Source organism: Streptomyces caatingaensis (assembly GCF_001187435.1).
GTDB classification, from domain to species: Bacteria; Actinomycetota; Actinomycetes; order Streptomycetales; family Streptomycetaceae; genus Streptomyces; species Streptomyces caatingaensis.
This window is the reverse complement of sequence record NZ_LFXA01000018.1, coordinates 470,443-486,215: the sequence shown is the minus strand read 5'-3', so window position 1 is coordinate 486,215 and position 15,773 is coordinate 470,443. Positions and strand designations below refer to the sequence as shown.

Here is a 15,773-nt window from a genome sequence, read left to right as displayed (position 1 = left end):
GAGTGGAGATGGCGGGAATCGAACCCGCGTCCAACGGTGCGGAATCAGGGCTTCTCCGAGCGCAGTCCGCTGCGATTTTCTCGGCCCCGGAGATCACGCGGACAAGTCTCCGACGGGCTCAGTCACTGTTGGGTTTCCCACCAGGTCCCGTGACCGGACCTAGTGGTCGAGTTCCCTAGCTGATGCCAGGATCCGGGTCGGGAACGGCCCCGGGCTGACACTTCGCAGGTCGCTGCTCAGGCAGCGAGGGCGAAGGAATCGCGCTTGGTGTTGGCGATTATTGGTTGCGACATATGGTTTACGAGATCATTGCCGCTTCCTCGGCTCGCTTCCCCTGCTTCGACATCCGCTGTCGAAACCGATCATCCCCATGTTGTGTTTTCAAAGTGCAGCGCCCCTCGCGGGGCGTGCTGCGCACCATCGTACGTGACCAACAACGGCCGGTGCCAGTGAATTCCCGGGGCTCCCCCCGGAGGGGTCACCGGGCCGCGCGCTCGCGCTGACGCCGGCGGGCCGCCGCGATGGCGCGGTCGGACTCGCGGCGGTCCTGCTTCTCGCGCAGGGTCTGCCGCTTGTCGTACTCCTTCTTGCCCTTGGCGAGCGCGATCTCGACCTTCGCCCGGCCGTCCTTGAAGTAGAGCGCCAGCGGGACGATCGTGTGCCCCGTCTCGTTCGCCTTGGACTCCAGCTTGTCGATCTCGGCGCGGTGCATCAGCAGCTTGCGCTTGCGGCGCGCGCTGTGGTTCGTCCACGTGCCCTGGCTGTACTCGGGGATGTGCACGTTGTGCAGCCAGGCCTCGCCGCCGTCGATCTGCACGAAGCCGTCCACCAGCGAGGAGCGGCCCTGCCGCAGCGACTTGACCTCGGTGCCCGTGAGCACCATGCCGCACTCGTAGGTCGTCAGGAGGTGGTAGTCGTGCCGTGCCTTCTTGTTCTGGGCGACGAGCTTGCGCCCCGGCTCTTTCTCGTTCCGCTGCTTTCCCATGGTGCGGTCATTCTCGCACTAGGCCCCCGGTCCGAGGCCACTCAATACCGCGCGGGCCCGGGGCTCCGGATCGCCGTGGACGACGAGGTCGGGGGTGAGGCCGCCGTCCTCGACGGTGCGGCCGGCGGGGGTGCGCCAGTGGCCGACGGTCTGCTCGGCGACCGAGCCGTCCGACAGCCGGCGGGGCATCTGCACCGACGCCTTCCCGAAGGTCCGGGAGCCGACGAGGACGGCCCGGCCCCGGTCCCGCAGCGCGCCGGCGAGCAGCTCCCCGGCGCTCATGGTGCCGCCGTCCACCAGGACGACCAGGGGCCGCCGGGTGTCGCCCCCCGGCCGCGCGGTCAGCGCCCGCTGCCGGCCGCGGACGTCGTACGTGGCGACGAGGCCGCCGTCGAGGAAGGCGGACGCGGCGGTGACGGCCTCGGTGACCAGGCCCCCGGCGTTGCCGCGCAGGTCGAGCAGGACGCCCTCGCACGGCCCGGCCGCGCGTACCGCCTCGCGCACCGCGCGGCCCGTGCCCCGGGTGAAGGAGGCGACCTCGATCCGGGTGCCGGCGGCCGTGCCGTCGCGGAACCGGCCCGAGACGACGCTCCTGGTGCGCAGGCGCTCGCGGCGGAGCGTGCGCTCGCGCACCGCGCCCTCCGGGGCCGCCGCGTCCCCGGCCCGGACCAGCCCCAGCCGTACCGGGCTGCCCGTACCGGCCGTCCCGGAGGGGCCGCCGCGCAGCCGGGCGACGACGTCGGTGACCGGGCGGCCGGTCACCTCCACCCCGTCCACGGTGCGCAGCCGTTCGCCCGGCGTGATCCCGGCGCGGGCGGCGGGGCCGCCCCGTTCGACGCCCTCGACCTCCATCGCGCCGTCGGCGAGGCGGCGGACGGAGAGGCCGACCCCCACGTACTCGCCGCTCAGGGCGCGCTCGAAGCCCTGGTACTCACGGGCGCTGTAGACGCCGCCCCAGCGGTCGGACGCGACCGCCGCGGGGCCGTGGGGGCGGGCGGCGGACGGGGCGGGGCGCCTGCCGTCCTGCGCGCCGGCGGCGCGCGGCGCGGACGCCCCGGACGGGAGCCCGTGCCGGGCGTCCGCGCCCCACGACCCGGTGGCCGCTCCGGTGGCCAGCGTTCCGGCGAAGACCAGGGTCAGCACCGCGCCGCGACGGAGGCGGCGCCGCGGTACGGACATCGGCGGGCCGGACATGCGCGAGAGTCTAGGCCACCACCGGCCCCGCCACGGGGAGTTGACGGGGACGCCGCCCCCGTCCCGTCCGTACCGCGAACCCTCCGCTACACCTTCAGGTACTTCCACAGCGCGGCGAAGGCGGCCAGCGCGGGCATCAGCAGTCCGGTCGCGAGGACGAGCGGCAGCTTGGTCAGCACCGCGTCCCAGCCGATGAACTGGATGACGTCGATGTGGGTGGCGAGCAGGTTGTTGACCAGGAACTGCTGTCCGCACACCAGCAGGACGCAGGCGAGGATCCCGCCCAGCAGTCCGGCGACGGCCGCCTCCATGATGAACGGCACCTGGATGTAGAAGCTGGACGCGCCCACCAGCCGCATGATCCCGGTCTCCCGCCGCCGGCTGAACGCCGAGACGCGGACCGTGTTGACGATCAGCAGCAGGGCGACGACGAGCATCAGGAACATCACGCCCAGGGCGCCCCAGTTCATGTAGCGGAGGAGGTTGAAGAGACTCTTGAGGGTGTCCTTCTGGTCCTCGACGGTCTGCACGCCCGGGCGCTTCTGGAAGGCGCTGGAGATGACCTCGTACTTGGTGGGGTCCTTGAGCTTGATGCGGAAGGACTCCTGCATCTGGTCGGCCGTCACCACCGTGGCCAGCGGCTGGCTGCCGAACTCCTCCTTGTAGTGCTTGTACGCCTCCTCCGACGTCTCGAAGTGGATGCTCTGGACCAGCGGCATCTTCTCCAGATCGGCCTTGATCTGCTTCTTCTGCTCATCGGTGACGGCGCCCTTGGCGCAGGAGGAGAAGTTCGCCTTGTCGGTCTTGTTGCAGAGGTAGATCGAGACGTTGGCCTTGTCGTACCAGTAGCCCTTCATCGAGTTGACCTGCTCGTTCATCAGCAGCGAACCGCCGAAGAGGGCCAGCGACAGGGCGACCGACACGATCACCGCGAAGGTCATCGTGAGATTGCGGCGGAGACCGACGCCGATCTCCGACAGAACGAACTGGGCGCGCATGGCGTCCTTTCACTGCCTTTCCGTGCTGGCTGTTCAGTGCTGGTAGCCGTAGACGCCGCGCGACTGGTCGCGCACGAGACGGCCCTGGTCGAGCTCGATGACGCGCTTGCGCATCTGGTCCACGATCTGCTGGTCGTGGGTGGCCATGATGACGGTCGTGCCGGTCCGGTTGATCCGGTCGAGCAGCTTCATGATGCCGACGGAGGTCTGCGGGTCGAGGTTGCCCGTGGGCTCGTCGGCGATCAGCAGCATCGGGCGGTTGACGAACGCCCGCGCGATGGCCACCCGCTGCTGCTCACCGCCCGACAGCTCGCCGGGCATCCGGCTCTCCTTGCCGCCGAGCCCCACCAGCTCCAGCACCTGCGGGACGGCCTTGCGGATCTCGCCGCGCGGCTTGCCGATGACCTCCAGGGCGAAGGCCACGTTCTCCGCGACCGTCTTGTTGGGCAGCAGCCGGAAGTCCTGGAAGACGGTGCCCAACTGGCGCCGCATCTGCGGCACTTTCCAGTTGGAGAGGCGGGCGAGGTCCTTGCCCAGCACGTGCACCTGGCCGTGGCTGGCCCGCTCCTCCCGGAGCAGGAGTCTGAGGAAGGTGGACTTGCCGGAACCGGAGGAACCGACCAGGAAGACGAACTCGCCCTTCTCGATCTCGAGCGAGACGTCCCGGAGCGCCGGGCGGTTCTGCTTCGGGTAGGACTTGGAGACGTTGTCGAATCGAATCACGAGTGCACCACGTGCGACCTGGAGAGCGGCACGGAACGCCACGGTCGCGGCGCCCGTCGGTGTGCGTGACCATACGCGAACGACCCGTGTACGCGCAGTCGGCGTCCTGTGTTGACGGGTTTATTACCGCCTCCTACGGGGACAAATCGAGGACAATCGGGCCCCGGCCGGGGTGGAGCGGCGCCGGCGGTGTCCCCTCCCGGGTACCGGTCGCGCCGAAGGGCGGGAAAGCTGGCACAGTGGTAGGGGGAACCGCCCGGCTCTCTCTCACGTTGGACGTACCGGAGGAGGAATTCGCATGACATGCGACCGACTGGTGTGCGCCAACTGTGCAGCCCCGGTCAGCGAGGGCCGGTGCCCGGTGTGCCGGGCGAGCCGGGAGCGGCTCCAGCAGGAGGGCGGCCTCGCCGGCCTGACCCCCGCCACGCTGCTCGCACTGCTGGTGGCACTGGTCGCGGTGGCCATGCTGGCCCACGGCTTCGCGGGCTGAGCGAACGCGTGAGGGCCCGGGCGCGACAGCGCCCCGGGCCCTTCTCATGCCGCGTGCCTCAGGCCCCGCTCACGCGGGGGTGTTGCGGTTGATCACCCGCGGCAGGAGGCGGAAGCCGATGCCGCCCGCGATCATCGTCGCGGCGCCGGCCACGAGGAAGGTCGTCTGGCCGGCACCGGTCTGGGCCAGCTCCTCCTTCGGCTTGGCCTGCTGCACCGGCTTGACGCCGGCGCTGTCGGCGGCCGTGTTGCAGTTGCCGCTGCCGGTGTCCACGGGGCAGGTGGTGGCGTCGTCATGGCCGGGGGTGCCGTGGGGAGCGGGGCTCTCGCTGGTGCCGGGGGTGGGATTGCCGGTCGGGTCAGGCGTGCCCGTCGGGTCGGGCCTGCCGGTGGGATCCGGGTTGCCCGTCGGGTCCGGCTTGGACGTGGGGTCGGACGTCGGGTTCCCCGTGGGCTCGTGCGTCGGCTCCCGGGTGGGCTCGTGCGTGGGCTCCCGGGTCGGCTCGTGCGTGGGCTCCTGCGTGGGCTCCTGAGTCGGCGGGATCGTCGGCTCGTGCGTGGGCTCGTGCGTGGGCTCCTGAGTCGGCACGCCGGTGGGCGGATTCTCCGTCGGCTGCGGAATGCTCGTCGGCGGGATCGACGGGGCCGGCGTCGCCGTACCCTCGGGCCCGTCCGGGGCAGCCACGCCCCCGCTGCCGTGGACTCCGGCCGTCTTCGACAGCCCGCCCAGCGGGACGTCCACGCCGGCGGCCGAGGCCGCGCCCGCGGCCGTCAGCGAGGCGCCGGCGGCGATCACCGCGCCCGCGGTGATGCGCGCCATGCGCAGCCGCGTCTTGTTCGTCATATGCCTGCTACCCCCAGTAGCTGGTCTCGTCGGTGGGGCAGCCGTGCACCGGGCGGTGGTCCCGGGAGGTCCGCGAACGTCAGCGGTGGCCGTCGTACGGCCCGGTGTCGCCCCCCGCCACACGTATACCGGTGATACGCATGCCGCCCGCCACCCTCCCGAGTTTTCGGGCACACGTCAAGGCGGATCCGGGCCGTATGCCCGGATCCGCCCTGGTCAGTCCTACTTCTCCTGCTGTTCCTGCTGCTTGCGCCAGCGGATGCCGGCCTCCAGGAAGCCGTCGATGTCGCCGTCGAGGACCGCCTGCGGGTTGCCGACCTCGAACTCGGTGCGCAGGTCCTTGACCATCTGGTAGGGGTGCAGGACGTACGAACGCATCTGGTTGCCCCAGGAGTTGCCGCCGTCGCCCTTGAGCGCGTCCATCTTGGCCTGCTCCTCCTGGCGGCGCCGCTCGAGCAGCTTGGCCTGGAGGACGTTCATCGCGGTCGCGCGGTTCTGGATCTGCGAGCGCTCGTTCTGGCAGGAGACGACGATGCCGGTCGGGATGTGCGTGATGCGCACCGCCGAGTCGGTGGTGTTGACGCCCTGGCCGCCGGGGCCGGACGAGCGGTAGACGTCGACGCGCAGCTCGGACTCGTCGATGTCGACGTGGTCGCTCTGCTCGACCACGGGCAGCACCTCGACGCCCGCGAAGGACGTCTGGCGGCGGCCCTGGTTGTCGAAGGGCGAGATGCGCACCAGGCGGTGGGTGCCCTGCTCGACCGAGAGCGTGCCGTAGGCGTAGGGGGCCTGGACGGCGAAGGTGGTCGACTTGATGCCGGCCTCTTCGGCGTACGAGGTCTCGTAGACCTCGGTCTTGTAGCCGTGGCGCTCGGCCCAGCGCAGGTACATCCGCTGGAGCCGCTCGGCGAAGTCGGAGGCGTCCACGCCGCCGGCCTCGGCGCGGATGTTGACCAGGGCCTCGCGGGCGTCGTACTCGCCGGAGAGGAGGGTGCGGACCTCCATCTCGTCGAGCGCCTTGCGGACGGCCGTCAGCTCGGCCTCGGCCTCGGCCATGGTGTCGGCGTCGCCCTCGGCCTCGGCGAGCTCGAAGAGCACCCCGAGGTCGTCGATGCGGCCGCGCAGCGTCTCGGCCTTGCGCAGCTCCGCCTGGAGGTGCGAGAGCTGACTGGTGATCTTCTGCGCCGCTTCCGGGTCGTCCCACAGGGACGGGGCGGCCGCCTGCTCCTCGAGCACGGCGATGTCGGCCCTCATCCTGTCGAGGTCCAGGACGGCCTCGATCGACCCCATGGTGGAGGAGAGGGACTTGAGCTCTTCGGATACATCAACGACTGCCACGCACCCAGCCTAACCGCTGCGCGGGGCGGGGCGCCCCGGTCCGGCGTTCACGGCAGCTCGCCCTGGGGCGCGTCCGTGCGGTGGACGCCGGGCCCGGTCCCGCCCGAGTCGTGGCCGGCGGTGGCGTACCAGCCGCCCACGCCCGCCGCCGCGGCCAGCGCCACGGCGGCCGCGCCCAGCTTGATGCGGCGGCGTCTGCGCTCCTCGGCGGGGGTGCGGCGGCGGGCCGAGCCCGCCCGGCGCTCACCGGCCGCGCGGGGCGCCCGTGCCGTGCCGTGCGCTCCGCCCGCGAGCTCCTCCGGGCCCGGTACGCGCATGCTGGTGTGGGTGTCGCGGCTGGAGTCGAAGGCGGGGGCCGGGACGAGCGGGACGGCCCCGCGGCGGGGCGCCTCGGCGGCCGTGGGCGGCGGGGCGTACGCGGCGCCGGGCGCCGGCTCGCCGCCGTCCGCCGGTTCGGTCCCGGTGCCCGGTTCGTCGATGTCGAGCGGCGGCAGCCCGGCCAGCGCGGGCAGCAGCTCGCGCAGCCGGGAGCCGAGCTCGGGGGCGCGCAGCCGGGAGGCGGGCGCCTTGGCGAGGCACTGCACGATGAGCTGCCACAGCTCGTCGGGGATGCCGGGGAGGGGGGCGACCGTCTCGGTGACGTGCCGGCGCAGCACCGCCCCGGGGTGGCCGCCGCCGAACGGCGTGAAGCCGGCGAGGAGTTCGTAGAGGACGGTGGCCAGGGCGTAGACGTCGACGGACGCCCTCGGCGGCAGGCCCTCGACGATCTCGGGGGCCACGTAGTCGGGGGTGCCGATGACGCTGCGCGGGGCCGTGGCGCGGCCGCGGTCGCGGGCCGGGCGCGGGGCGTCGACGAGGCGGGCGATGCCGAAGTCGGTGAGCAGCGCGGGGTGGGCGCCGCCCGGGCCGAGCGGACCCTCCATGTCGAGCAGGACGTTCTCGGGCTTGACGTCGCGGTGGACGATGCCGGCCCGGTGGGCGGCGGCGAGTCCGTCGGCGACGTCCGCGACGATGGCGACGGCGGCCTCGGGGGCCAGCCGGCGCTCGTGGTCGAGCCGGGTCCGCAGGTCGGTGCCCCGGACGAGGTCCATGACGAGGGCGAGGTCGGCGCCGTCCACGACCAGGTCGCGGACGCCGACCACCCGGGGGTGGTCGAGGCCGAGCAGGGCCGCCCGTTCCTGGACGAAGCGGCCGACGAGCTCCTGGTCGGACGCCAGGTCCTCGCGCAGGAGCTTGATGGCGACCGGGCCCTCGGGCCCCTCGCCGAGCCACACCGTTCCGGCGCTGCCCCGGCCGAGGACCTGGTGGGCGGTGTACCGGCTGCCGATCTTCCGTGCCAAGACTGTTCCCCGACTCCTCAGACATCCCGACAGGCGCGTCGCCGACCAACCTACGCGGCTGAGGGGATGCTAGGGGCACCGGCCGGTGCCCATCCTCACTTCCGCGGCACAAGCCGCCCGATCCGGTGGGCCGGGGGCCCGCGGCCCGGGCCCGGGGGCTACCGGCCCGAACTGTGGCTCGCGATCCAGTCCTTGGCGTCCGTGACCCAGTCCCACGCCGCGTCCCAGAAGTTCTTGCCGTCGGCGACCCAGTCCTTGAGCGGGGTGAACTCCCACACGGCCCAGGAGCCGAGGACCAGGATCACGATCAGGAACAGACAGCCCTTGAGGCAGCCGAGGCCCGGGATGCGCATGGGGTTGGCACTGCGCTGCCGCGGCGGGCGGGGTTCGCGCCGGGGGGCGGGTTCGGGCGCCGGCGGGGCGTACGGCTGCGGCTGGGGCGCCTGCGGGGGCTGCTGGTAGCGCGGCTCCGGGGCGCGCCGGGGCGGGCGCTGCGGCGCGTACGGCTGCTGGGGCTGCCGGTACTGCTGTTGCTGATGCTGCTGGTGTTGCTGGTGTTGCTGGGGCGGCTGCGGCGACTGGCGGTACGGCGGCTGCGCCGGTGCCTGCGGGGGCGCGTACTGCTGGGGCTGCTGGGGCTGCTGCGGTGCGGGGCGGCGCGTGGGGCGACGGCGCAGCGGGTCCTCACTGGGGTCCAGGTACTGCACCTGCGTCTGGTCGTTGCGGTCGCGGGCCGCGCGCAGCTGGGTCTGCCAGGGGTGCGGGCCGTCGGCCTGCGGCGGTCCGGGGTCGACGGGCGGCATGGCGCGCGTCGGGTCCGCCCCGCCGTAGGAGCCCGCGGGGAGCACCTGGGTGGGGCCGGCGTCCGCGCCGGCACCGGCCGGGAGCACCTGGGTGGGCCCCGCGTCGGGGGCGGCGCTCGGCAGGACGCTCGTCGCGGCGTCGGGGTCGTAGCCGGCGTTCCGGCCGTACGGGCCGGGGGCGCCGGTCGTGGGCGGCAGCACCTGGGTGGGGTCGGCGTCGCCGGCGCCGCCCGCCGGGGGGAACTGGCCCGCGGCGCCCTGGCCCGTGCCCGGCACCACGGCCGGCTGCGGGTCCGGGGCGAGCAGCGCGGCGACGCCCAGCGCCGCCTCGGCCTGGGCCGCGCTCGCGTGCACGCCGACGCCGGCGGCGACGACGCGCAGGGCGCGGGCCAGGTTCTCGGCGCTCGGCCGCTCCTCGGGGCGCTTGCGCAGACAGCGCTCGATGACCGTCCACAGCGGCTCGGGGACGGTGGTGGGGCGGCGCGGCTCGGCGCTCAGGTGCTGGTGCAGCACCTCCAGGGCGGTCGCCCCGGCGAACGGGGGCCGGCCGGTGACCAGCTCGTACAGCAGGATGCCCGCGCCGTAGATGTCGACGGCGGAGGTCTGCGGGCGGCCCTCGGCCGACTCGGGGGCGACGTAGGCGGGGGTGCCGACGAACTCGTGGGTGCGGGTGAGGCCCGGGGAGTCGGCGAGGCGCGCGATGCCGAAGTCCGTCAGCATCGGGTGCATCCGCCCGCCGTCGTCCTTGAGGAGGACGTTGGCCGGCTTGAGGTCGCGGTGCACGACGCCGTCCGCGTGGCTGGCCGCCAGCGCGTCGGCGATCTGCGCAGTGAGCAGGGCGGCGGCCACCGGGGTGAAGGGGCCGTTCTCGCGCAGGTAGCGGTGCAGGTCCGGGCCGTCGATCAGATCCATGACGAGGGCGAGCAGATCGCCCTCGACGACGAGGTCGCGGGTGCGGACGATGTTGGGGTGCGTGAGCCGCAGCAGGACGGAGCGCTCGCGCAGGAAGCGCATCACCACGTCCGCGTCGTTGGCCAGCTCCTCCTTGAGGACCTTGATCGCGACGGTCTCGCCCGGCTGCCCGGCCACCGCCGCCTCGGCTCCCGCGGCCTCTCGCTGGCGGGCCCGCCAGACGGTGCCCGTGGCCCCGCGCCCGAGCGGCTCCTCGAGCAGGTACTTGCTGCCTACCGGCCGCACGTCATGCGCTCCCTGGTCGTGATCCGGACCGTGCTCCGGTCCCGGTGTCGAACTGTGTGACGGCCTCTCCCCGAGCCCGGCCCTCCGCCCACTGTAGTGCTGTCCCGCGAACCGTCGCCTTGACGAATCCCCGGGGCCCAGGGGAAAGACGCGTGTTCCGGACGGTTGGTTGCCGCCGGTTGCTGCGGGAATGTCCTGGGGCGGTCGGCGGCCGGACGGAAAGCGGCCGACACCGGTCGTCGGCGGTCAGTCCGCGTAGCGGACTCAAGGGGAAATCCCCCGCGATCCGGTCGCCGATCGTTCGCCCGTGGACGTTTTCCTTCCCTTTCCTTCCTTCTTCGACTTCCGTTCGAGCCGCGGGCCCGCCCGTTCATGATCACGAAACGGCCGTCGCCGGGCGCGCTGTCGGCGGCAGGTGCGAGGATGCTCGCAGCACGGAGCGGTGGGGGCGGAGCGCAGGCCCCGCGCTCCGTGGTGACCTGTACGTGCCGAAGTGCCCGTGCGCGCCGGTGGGGGGCGGTCCTTTCCCGTCGGTACCAGGGCAGGAAGGGACTGTGGACGCCGATGCAGATCCGGCTGACCGTCCTCGGGCCACCGCTCGGCGGGCACGCCGCGCACGCCTGCGACGTTCTGGTGACCGCTCCCGCGGGCACCGCCCTCGCCGGGGTGGCGAGCGGCCTCGCCGCCGCCCTCGCGGCGGCCGGCTCCGACCTGGGCGGCGGAGCCGTCGTCGTCCACGCCGGCCAGGAGCGGCTGGACGCGCAGCGCTGCGCGCTCGGCGAGCCCCCGCTGATCGACGGCGCCGTGCTCTCCCTGGGCGCCCCCGCCGACCCCGAGCCCCCGTTCGAGCACGTCACGGGCACCACGGCCCGGCTGCACGTCGTCTCCGGCCCGGACGCGGGCGGGGTGCACCTGCTGCACGGCGGCGAGGTCAGGATCGGCCGCTCCTCGTCCGCCGACATCCCGGTGGACGACCCCGACGTCTCCCGTCTGCACTGCGCGGTCACCCTCTCCGAGGACGGCCGCGTCACCCTCCACGACCTCGGCTCCACCAACGGCACCACGCTCGACACGACCCCGGTCGACGACCGCCCGGTCCCCCTCCGCCCCGGGGCGCTGCTGCGGGCGGGCGAGTCGACGCTGGTGCTCCACACCCCGGACGCCCCGGAGGCCGGGCCCGCCCGCGCCCCGCTCCCGACCTCGCCCGACGGCGAGGGCCGCCTCCGGGTGACACCGCTGACCGCCGCCCCGCAAGGGCCCGGGGGGCGCGCGGACGCGGCGGGGAGCGCGCAGGGGAGCGCCGCGGCACGGCGGGGCGCGGCGCCCGGCCCGGCCGCCGGGGGGCCCGGTGTGCGCGGGGCCTGGGCGGACGGCGGCCCGGCCGCCGGGACGGTGGAGGCGCCGGGGTCACGCGGGGGTGCGGGCGGTGGTGCGCCCGCAGATGCGCATGAGGACGCGGGGGTGGTCGCCTCCGCCCGTGCGGACGGCGGCGTCGTCACCTCCGCCGGTGCGACGGTGACGCACCGGGGCGCGGGCGGGGGCATGCCCCCCGGCGCCCACGGGCGCGATCCGCACGTGGGCGCGGGGGCCTCCGCCGGGAGCCCCGGTACGGCCTGGGGCGCGGCCGACGGCCCGCGCGCCGCCGCCCCGCCGCCCGGCGCGGCGGAGCCGCCGCGGGGCGCCGCCCGGTACGCGACGGGCAGCGGGCCCGGGCGCTGGTCCTCCGCCGGATCCGGCACGGCGGGCGGCGGGCCGGCGCCACGCGTGCCCGCACAGGGCGGCGAGGCGGGCGCGGCGGCGCACGAAGGCGCAGCGGCGCACGAAGGGCACGAAGGAGCAGCGGCGTACGAAAGGGCGGCGGCGCACGAAGGGCGCGAAGGAGCCGGTGGCGGGCCCGTGGGCCCCGGCGCCCCGCCCCTCGCCGTGCGCCGGGGCGCCGGCCCGGAGGAGCGCGCGGTCACCGGAGCCGCGCGGGACGGGGACCACGCCCCGGAGGAGCCGGACGCCCGCGCGGCCCGCCACTCCGTCGTCCCCCAGCGGGAGCCCGAGGCGGTTCTCCCCCGCCCCGGCGGCCCGGAGCACCGGACGCCGGCCCGGGGCGTTCCGGCCGGTCAGGGGCGTACGGACCCCGAGGCGCCGGCGTGGGGCGCCCGCACCCCGGGGTACGGCACCGGTTCCGGAGCGGCCGCGCCGCGGCCGGCGCGGGACGGCTCCGTCGCCGTGACGGCCGTCGACGGCGACACCGTCCTGCGCGCCCCCCAGCAGCGCACCGGGGAGCCGTCGTGGACGGCGGGGACGACCCCGCGGGACGACGGCGCGCACCCGGCCGGTACCGCGGCCGGCACCACGGCCGGCCTGGGCACCGCCCATATGCACCCCGGCCCCGGCACCCCGGAGGAGGCGGCCCCTGCCTCCGACGCCAGGCGCCCGCGCAACCGCGGCATAGCGGCCTGGGCGCGCCGCCTCGCCGGGGGCCGCGGCGCTCAGCAGCCGCGCCCGGAGGAGGACGGCGGCCCGGGCGCCGTCCCGTCCCCGAGGACGCCGGCCCCGGCGGAGGCCGCCGCGGCGCTGCGCGAGCGCTGGCCCGACCCGGCGGCCGTGCTGCTGACCGCGCTCGGCCCGGGCCCGCGCCTGTGGGAGCGCGGCCCGGACCATCCGGACCTGCTCACCGTCCGCCTGGGCACGGCCGACCGCTACGTGCCCGGCCCGCGGGGCGGCGGGGGCGCGCTGCTGCCCGGCGTGCCGGTCACCGTCGGCCTGCGGCAGGCGGGTTCGCTCGGGCTGGCCGGGCCGCGGGTCCGGCTGGCCGGCCTGGCCCGCTCCGTCCTGGCCCAGCTGGCCGCGCTGCACTCGCCGTCGGTGCTGGAGTTCGTCCTGATCGCGGCGGACCCGCTGCGCACCGCCGCGGAGCGGCAGGCGGAGTGGGCCTGGCTCGGCTGGCTCCCGCAGCTGCGCCCCGCGCACGGCCAGGACTGCCGGCTGCTCGTCGCCTACGACCGGGAGCAGGCCGCGGCCCGCACCGCGGAGCTGGTGCGGAGGCTGGACGACGGCCCGCTGGGCCCGAGCTGGCCGGCCGCGCCGGAGGAGCGGGTCGTGGCGCTGGCCGAGGCGCACCGCGGTCCGCGCACGGTGGTGGTCGTCGACGGCGACCCGGGCACCCCGGCGCTGCGGGAGTCCCTGGCCCGGCTGGCGGCGCGCGGCGGCGCGGCCGGCATCCACCTGATCTGTCTCGCGGACGCCCCGTCCACGACGGCGAGTTCGCCGGTGACGGCGGCCCTGGAGACGGCGCGGGCGGCCTCGCCCGCGTTCCCGCACTGCGGGGCGGTGGCCCTGGTCGGCGGGGACGTGGCCACGGTCGTCCACGTCATCGAGCACGCCCCGCGCGGCGCGGAGGTGCCGCCGCCGGGCGGCACGGTCGTCGCGGCGCTCGACGCGGTGTCGGGGGCGTGGGCCGAGCGGTTCGCGCGGGCGCTGGCGCCGCTGCGCGTGGCGGATGCGGCGGAGGGGGACGCCCGTTCGGCGCGGGTCGCGGCCCTGCCCCGCAGCGCGCGGCTGCTGGACGAGCTGGGGCTGGCCCGGGCCACGCCGGCGTCCCTGACGGCGCGCTGGGCCTCGGCCACCGATCCGGGCAGCCGCCCGGGCGGCCGGGCCGTCGCCGTCCTGGGCGCGGGCCCGCACGGCCCGCTGTCGGTGGACCTGGCCGCGGAGGGGCCGCATCTGCTGGTGGAGGGCGGGCCGGGCAGCGGCAAGACCGAGCTGCTGCGCTCGCTCGCCGCCTCCCTCGCGGCCGCGGACCGTCCGGACCGGCTCTCCCTCGTCCTGGTGGACGGGGCGGCGTCCGAGCGCGGCGACGGCCTGCGGATGTGCACGGATCTGCCGCACGTCTCGACGTACCTGGCCGCCGCCGACCCGCTGCGGATGCGGGAGTTCGCCCAGGCGCTCGGCTCCGAGCTGAAGCGGCGCGCGGAGCTGCTGGGCACGCTGGACTTCGCCGCGTGGCACGAACGGCACTCCGCGCCCCCGGCGCAGCCGGTGCCCGCCCGCCGGCCGGAGGGCGGCGTCACCTCCGACGGCCTGGAGCCGCCCGCCACCGGCACGCTCCAGCTGCGCGCGGCCCGGTCCGCCGGCGGCCCCGCGCACACCGCGGAGAACGCCCTGCCCCGCCTCGTCGTGCTCGTCGACGACCTGGACGCGCTCGTCGCCCCCGCCCTGGGCAGTACGGGCCGGCCGGCCGCGGGGTCCGTGGTGCGGGCCCTGGAGGCGGTCGCCCGGGAGGGCGAGCGCCTCGGTGTCCACCTGGTCGCCGGCACCGGCCGCCCGGACCGCACGGCGGAGACGGCCGCGGCCGGACGGGCCGCGCTGCGGGCCGTGTTGGAGATCGCCCCGGCGGCGGACGGCGGCGGCGCCGCGGACGCCCCCGTGCCGGGTCGCGGCCGGCTGCACCGGGCGGCTGGCGCGGCGACCCCGTTCCAGGCGGGCCGGGTCACGGGCCGGATCCCGCGGACGGCGACGCAGCGCCCGACCGTCGTGCCCCTGGACTGGCAGCGCATGGGCGACCCGCCGACCCGGCGCCCCCTGCGCGAGCTGGGCAACGGCCCGACGGACCTGGCCCTGCTGGCGAGCGCCCTCCAGCGTGCCGCGCAATCGGCGGGCGCCCAGCCCGCTCCACCCCTGCTCCGATAGGGAGTTCACCCGTCCACGGCATGAGCACCACGGCCCCGGGCCGCGTCACCCGACCGCGCCGCCGGTCGCATTCGGACAGCTTCCCCGGCGCGCACGGCGCCCCGTGCCAGCCCTCAAGGGCGGCAAGCCCGTCGTCCCCGAGGGCGCGGTGGCGCCGTGGCCGCACATCACCGACGAGGACCGGAGCGCGGTGCTGCGCGCCCTGGACGACGCGACCGCTGCTGACGGCGACGCCGGCGCTGTTCGCCTGCGGCAACACCGCCGTCGACGTCGCCATGAACACCCAAGGGGTGCTCATCGAGCGCGCCTACGGCCGGGCCATCCTGGGCGGCTTCCACGCGATGTCCAGCCTCGGCGGCATCGCGGGCGCCGCCCTCGGCGGCATCGCGGCCTCCCGGGACATCGCCACCGGCGCGCACTTCACCGCCGCCGCGGCCGTGCCGGCGGTCCTGGCCGGCGTCGCCGCGGCAGCCCTGCTGCCCGGCCCCCGGACCGGGGACGCGGATCCCGGCCCCCTGCCGGCCCTGCCCGGCAGGGGACTGTGGATCCCCGGTCTCATCGCCTTCTGCGCGCTGATGGGCGGGGGCGTCATGAACGACTGGGGCGCCGTCTACCTGCGGGACGTCGCCGGCGCCTCGGCCGGGACGGCCGGCGCCGGGTTCGCCGCCTTCTCCGCCGGCGTGGTGCTCGGCCGGCTCTCCGCCGACCGGATCCGCGCCCGGACCGGGCCGTGTCCGCCGTGGGCTACACCGGCTTCCTCGCCGGGCCCCGGTCATCGGAGGGATCGCGGAGGCAACGGACCTGCGGACCGCGATGCTCGTGGAGGTGCTGCTGACGGCGGGCATGGGCGTGCTCTCCGTACGGCTGCGGCGCCCGGGACGGCACGGCTGAGCGGGTGCCCGGCGAGCGCCGCGAAGGGGCGGGCCCGACCGTGCGCCGCCGGCTCCCCCGGCGGCCTGGCCCCACCGTCCCCACGTGCCGCGATACCGCATCACATCCCGGTCACGATCGGCGAGTTGACACGCGCCCCGGTATTGCGGCCGCCTCGGCCGGGGCGTAGGACAGTCGCACGGGAGTGCGGACGCGGCCAGTCACGGCGTACCCGGCGCAGATGACGCATCCGTCCTGCGCGGACGCCGACGTGCGTAAGCACCATGTCCGTTCACGGCGACCGGCACG

Annotated in this window: 11 protein-coding genes and 1 other RNA gene; 3 read left to right on the top strand and 9 right to left on the bottom strand. The window is 75.7% G+C overall.

All coding sequences use genetic code 11. The features are described from left to right. The 5 genes from ssrA to ftsE form a co-directional block, all read right to left on the bottom strand. Positions 1-370: a transfer-messenger RNA gene (gene ssrA, locus AC230_RS31655) on the bottom strand. Positions 371-478: 108 nt separating this feature from the next. Beyond that, positions 479-985 carry an SsrA-binding protein SmpB gene (gene smpB / locus AC230_RS28855; protein WP_049719270.1) on the bottom strand — a complete coding sequence of 169 codons (507 nt, stop codon included), beginning with the start codon at positions 983-985 and terminating at the stop codon, positions 479-481. A gap of 18 nt (positions 986-1,003) precedes the next feature. Next, positions 1,004-2,179, bottom strand: coding sequence for a S41 family peptidase (locus AC230_RS28850; protein WP_049719269.1), 1,176 nt, complete (start codon positions 2,177-2,179; stop codon positions 1,004-1,006). Between the two features lie 86 nt (positions 2,180-2,265). Next, complete coding sequence (gene ftsX, locus AC230_RS28845; protein ID WP_049719268.1) at positions 2,266-3,177, bottom strand: permease-like cell division protein FtsX; 912 nt, start codon at positions 3,175-3,177, stop codon at positions 2,266-2,268. Between the two features lie 33 nt (positions 3,178-3,210). After that, complete coding sequence (gene ftsE / locus AC230_RS28840; protein ID WP_049719267.1) at positions 3,211-3,900, bottom strand: cell division ATP-binding protein FtsE; 690 nt, start codon at positions 3,898-3,900, stop codon at positions 3,211-3,213. 298 nt (positions 3,901-4,198) lie between these two features. Between ftsE and AC230_RS28835 the strand changes: the two genes are divergently transcribed. Next, on the top strand, positions 4,199-4,390 hold the full coding sequence (locus tag AC230_RS28835; RefSeq protein WP_049719266.1) for a hypothetical protein: 192 nt from the start codon (positions 4,199-4,201) through the stop codon (positions 4,388-4,390). Between the two features lie 69 nt (positions 4,391-4,459). On the opposite strand, the gene AC230_RS28830 is transcribed toward AC230_RS28835, so the two are convergent. From AC230_RS28830 to AC230_RS28815, 4 genes are all read right to left on the bottom strand, one after another. After that, positions 4,460-5,233 carry a hypothetical protein gene (locus AC230_RS28830; RefSeq protein WP_049719265.1) on the bottom strand — a complete coding sequence of 258 codons (774 nt, stop codon included), beginning with the start codon at positions 5,231-5,233 and terminating at the stop codon, positions 4,460-4,462. Positions 5,234-5,455: 222 nt separating this feature from the next. Next, complete coding sequence (gene prfB, locus AC230_RS28825) at positions 5,456-6,571, bottom strand: peptide chain release factor 2 (RefSeq protein ID WP_078871650.1); 1,116 nt, start codon at positions 6,569-6,571, stop codon at positions 5,456-5,458. Between the two features lie 47 nt (positions 6,572-6,618). After that, complete coding sequence (locus AC230_RS28820; RefSeq protein ID WP_049719263.1) at positions 6,619-7,911, bottom strand: serine/threonine-protein kinase; 1,293 nt, start codon at positions 7,909-7,911, stop codon at positions 6,619-6,621. 158 nt (positions 7,912-8,069) lie between these two features. After that, entirely contained in the window at positions 8,070-9,911 is a 1,842-nt protein-coding gene (locus AC230_RS28815; RefSeq protein ID WP_049719262.1) for a serine/threonine-protein kinase, read from the bottom strand. Positions 9,912-10,475: 564 nt separating this feature from the next. On the opposite strand from AC230_RS28815, the gene AC230_RS28810 reads away from it, so the two are divergent. Both AC230_RS28810 and AC230_RS32820 read left to right on the top strand, forming a co-directional pair. Further along, positions 10,476-14,594, top strand: coding sequence for an FtsK/SpoIIIE domain-containing protein (locus AC230_RS28810; RefSeq protein WP_049719261.1), 4,119 nt, complete (start codon positions 10,476-10,478; stop codon positions 14,592-14,594). A 275-nt stretch (positions 14,595-14,869) separates the two neighbouring features. Beyond that, complete coding sequence (locus tag AC230_RS32820; RefSeq protein ID WP_157868673.1) at positions 14,870-15,709, top strand: MFS transporter; 840 nt, start codon at positions 14,870-14,872, stop codon at positions 15,707-15,709. Positions 15,710-15,773: the final 64 nt, after the last annotated feature.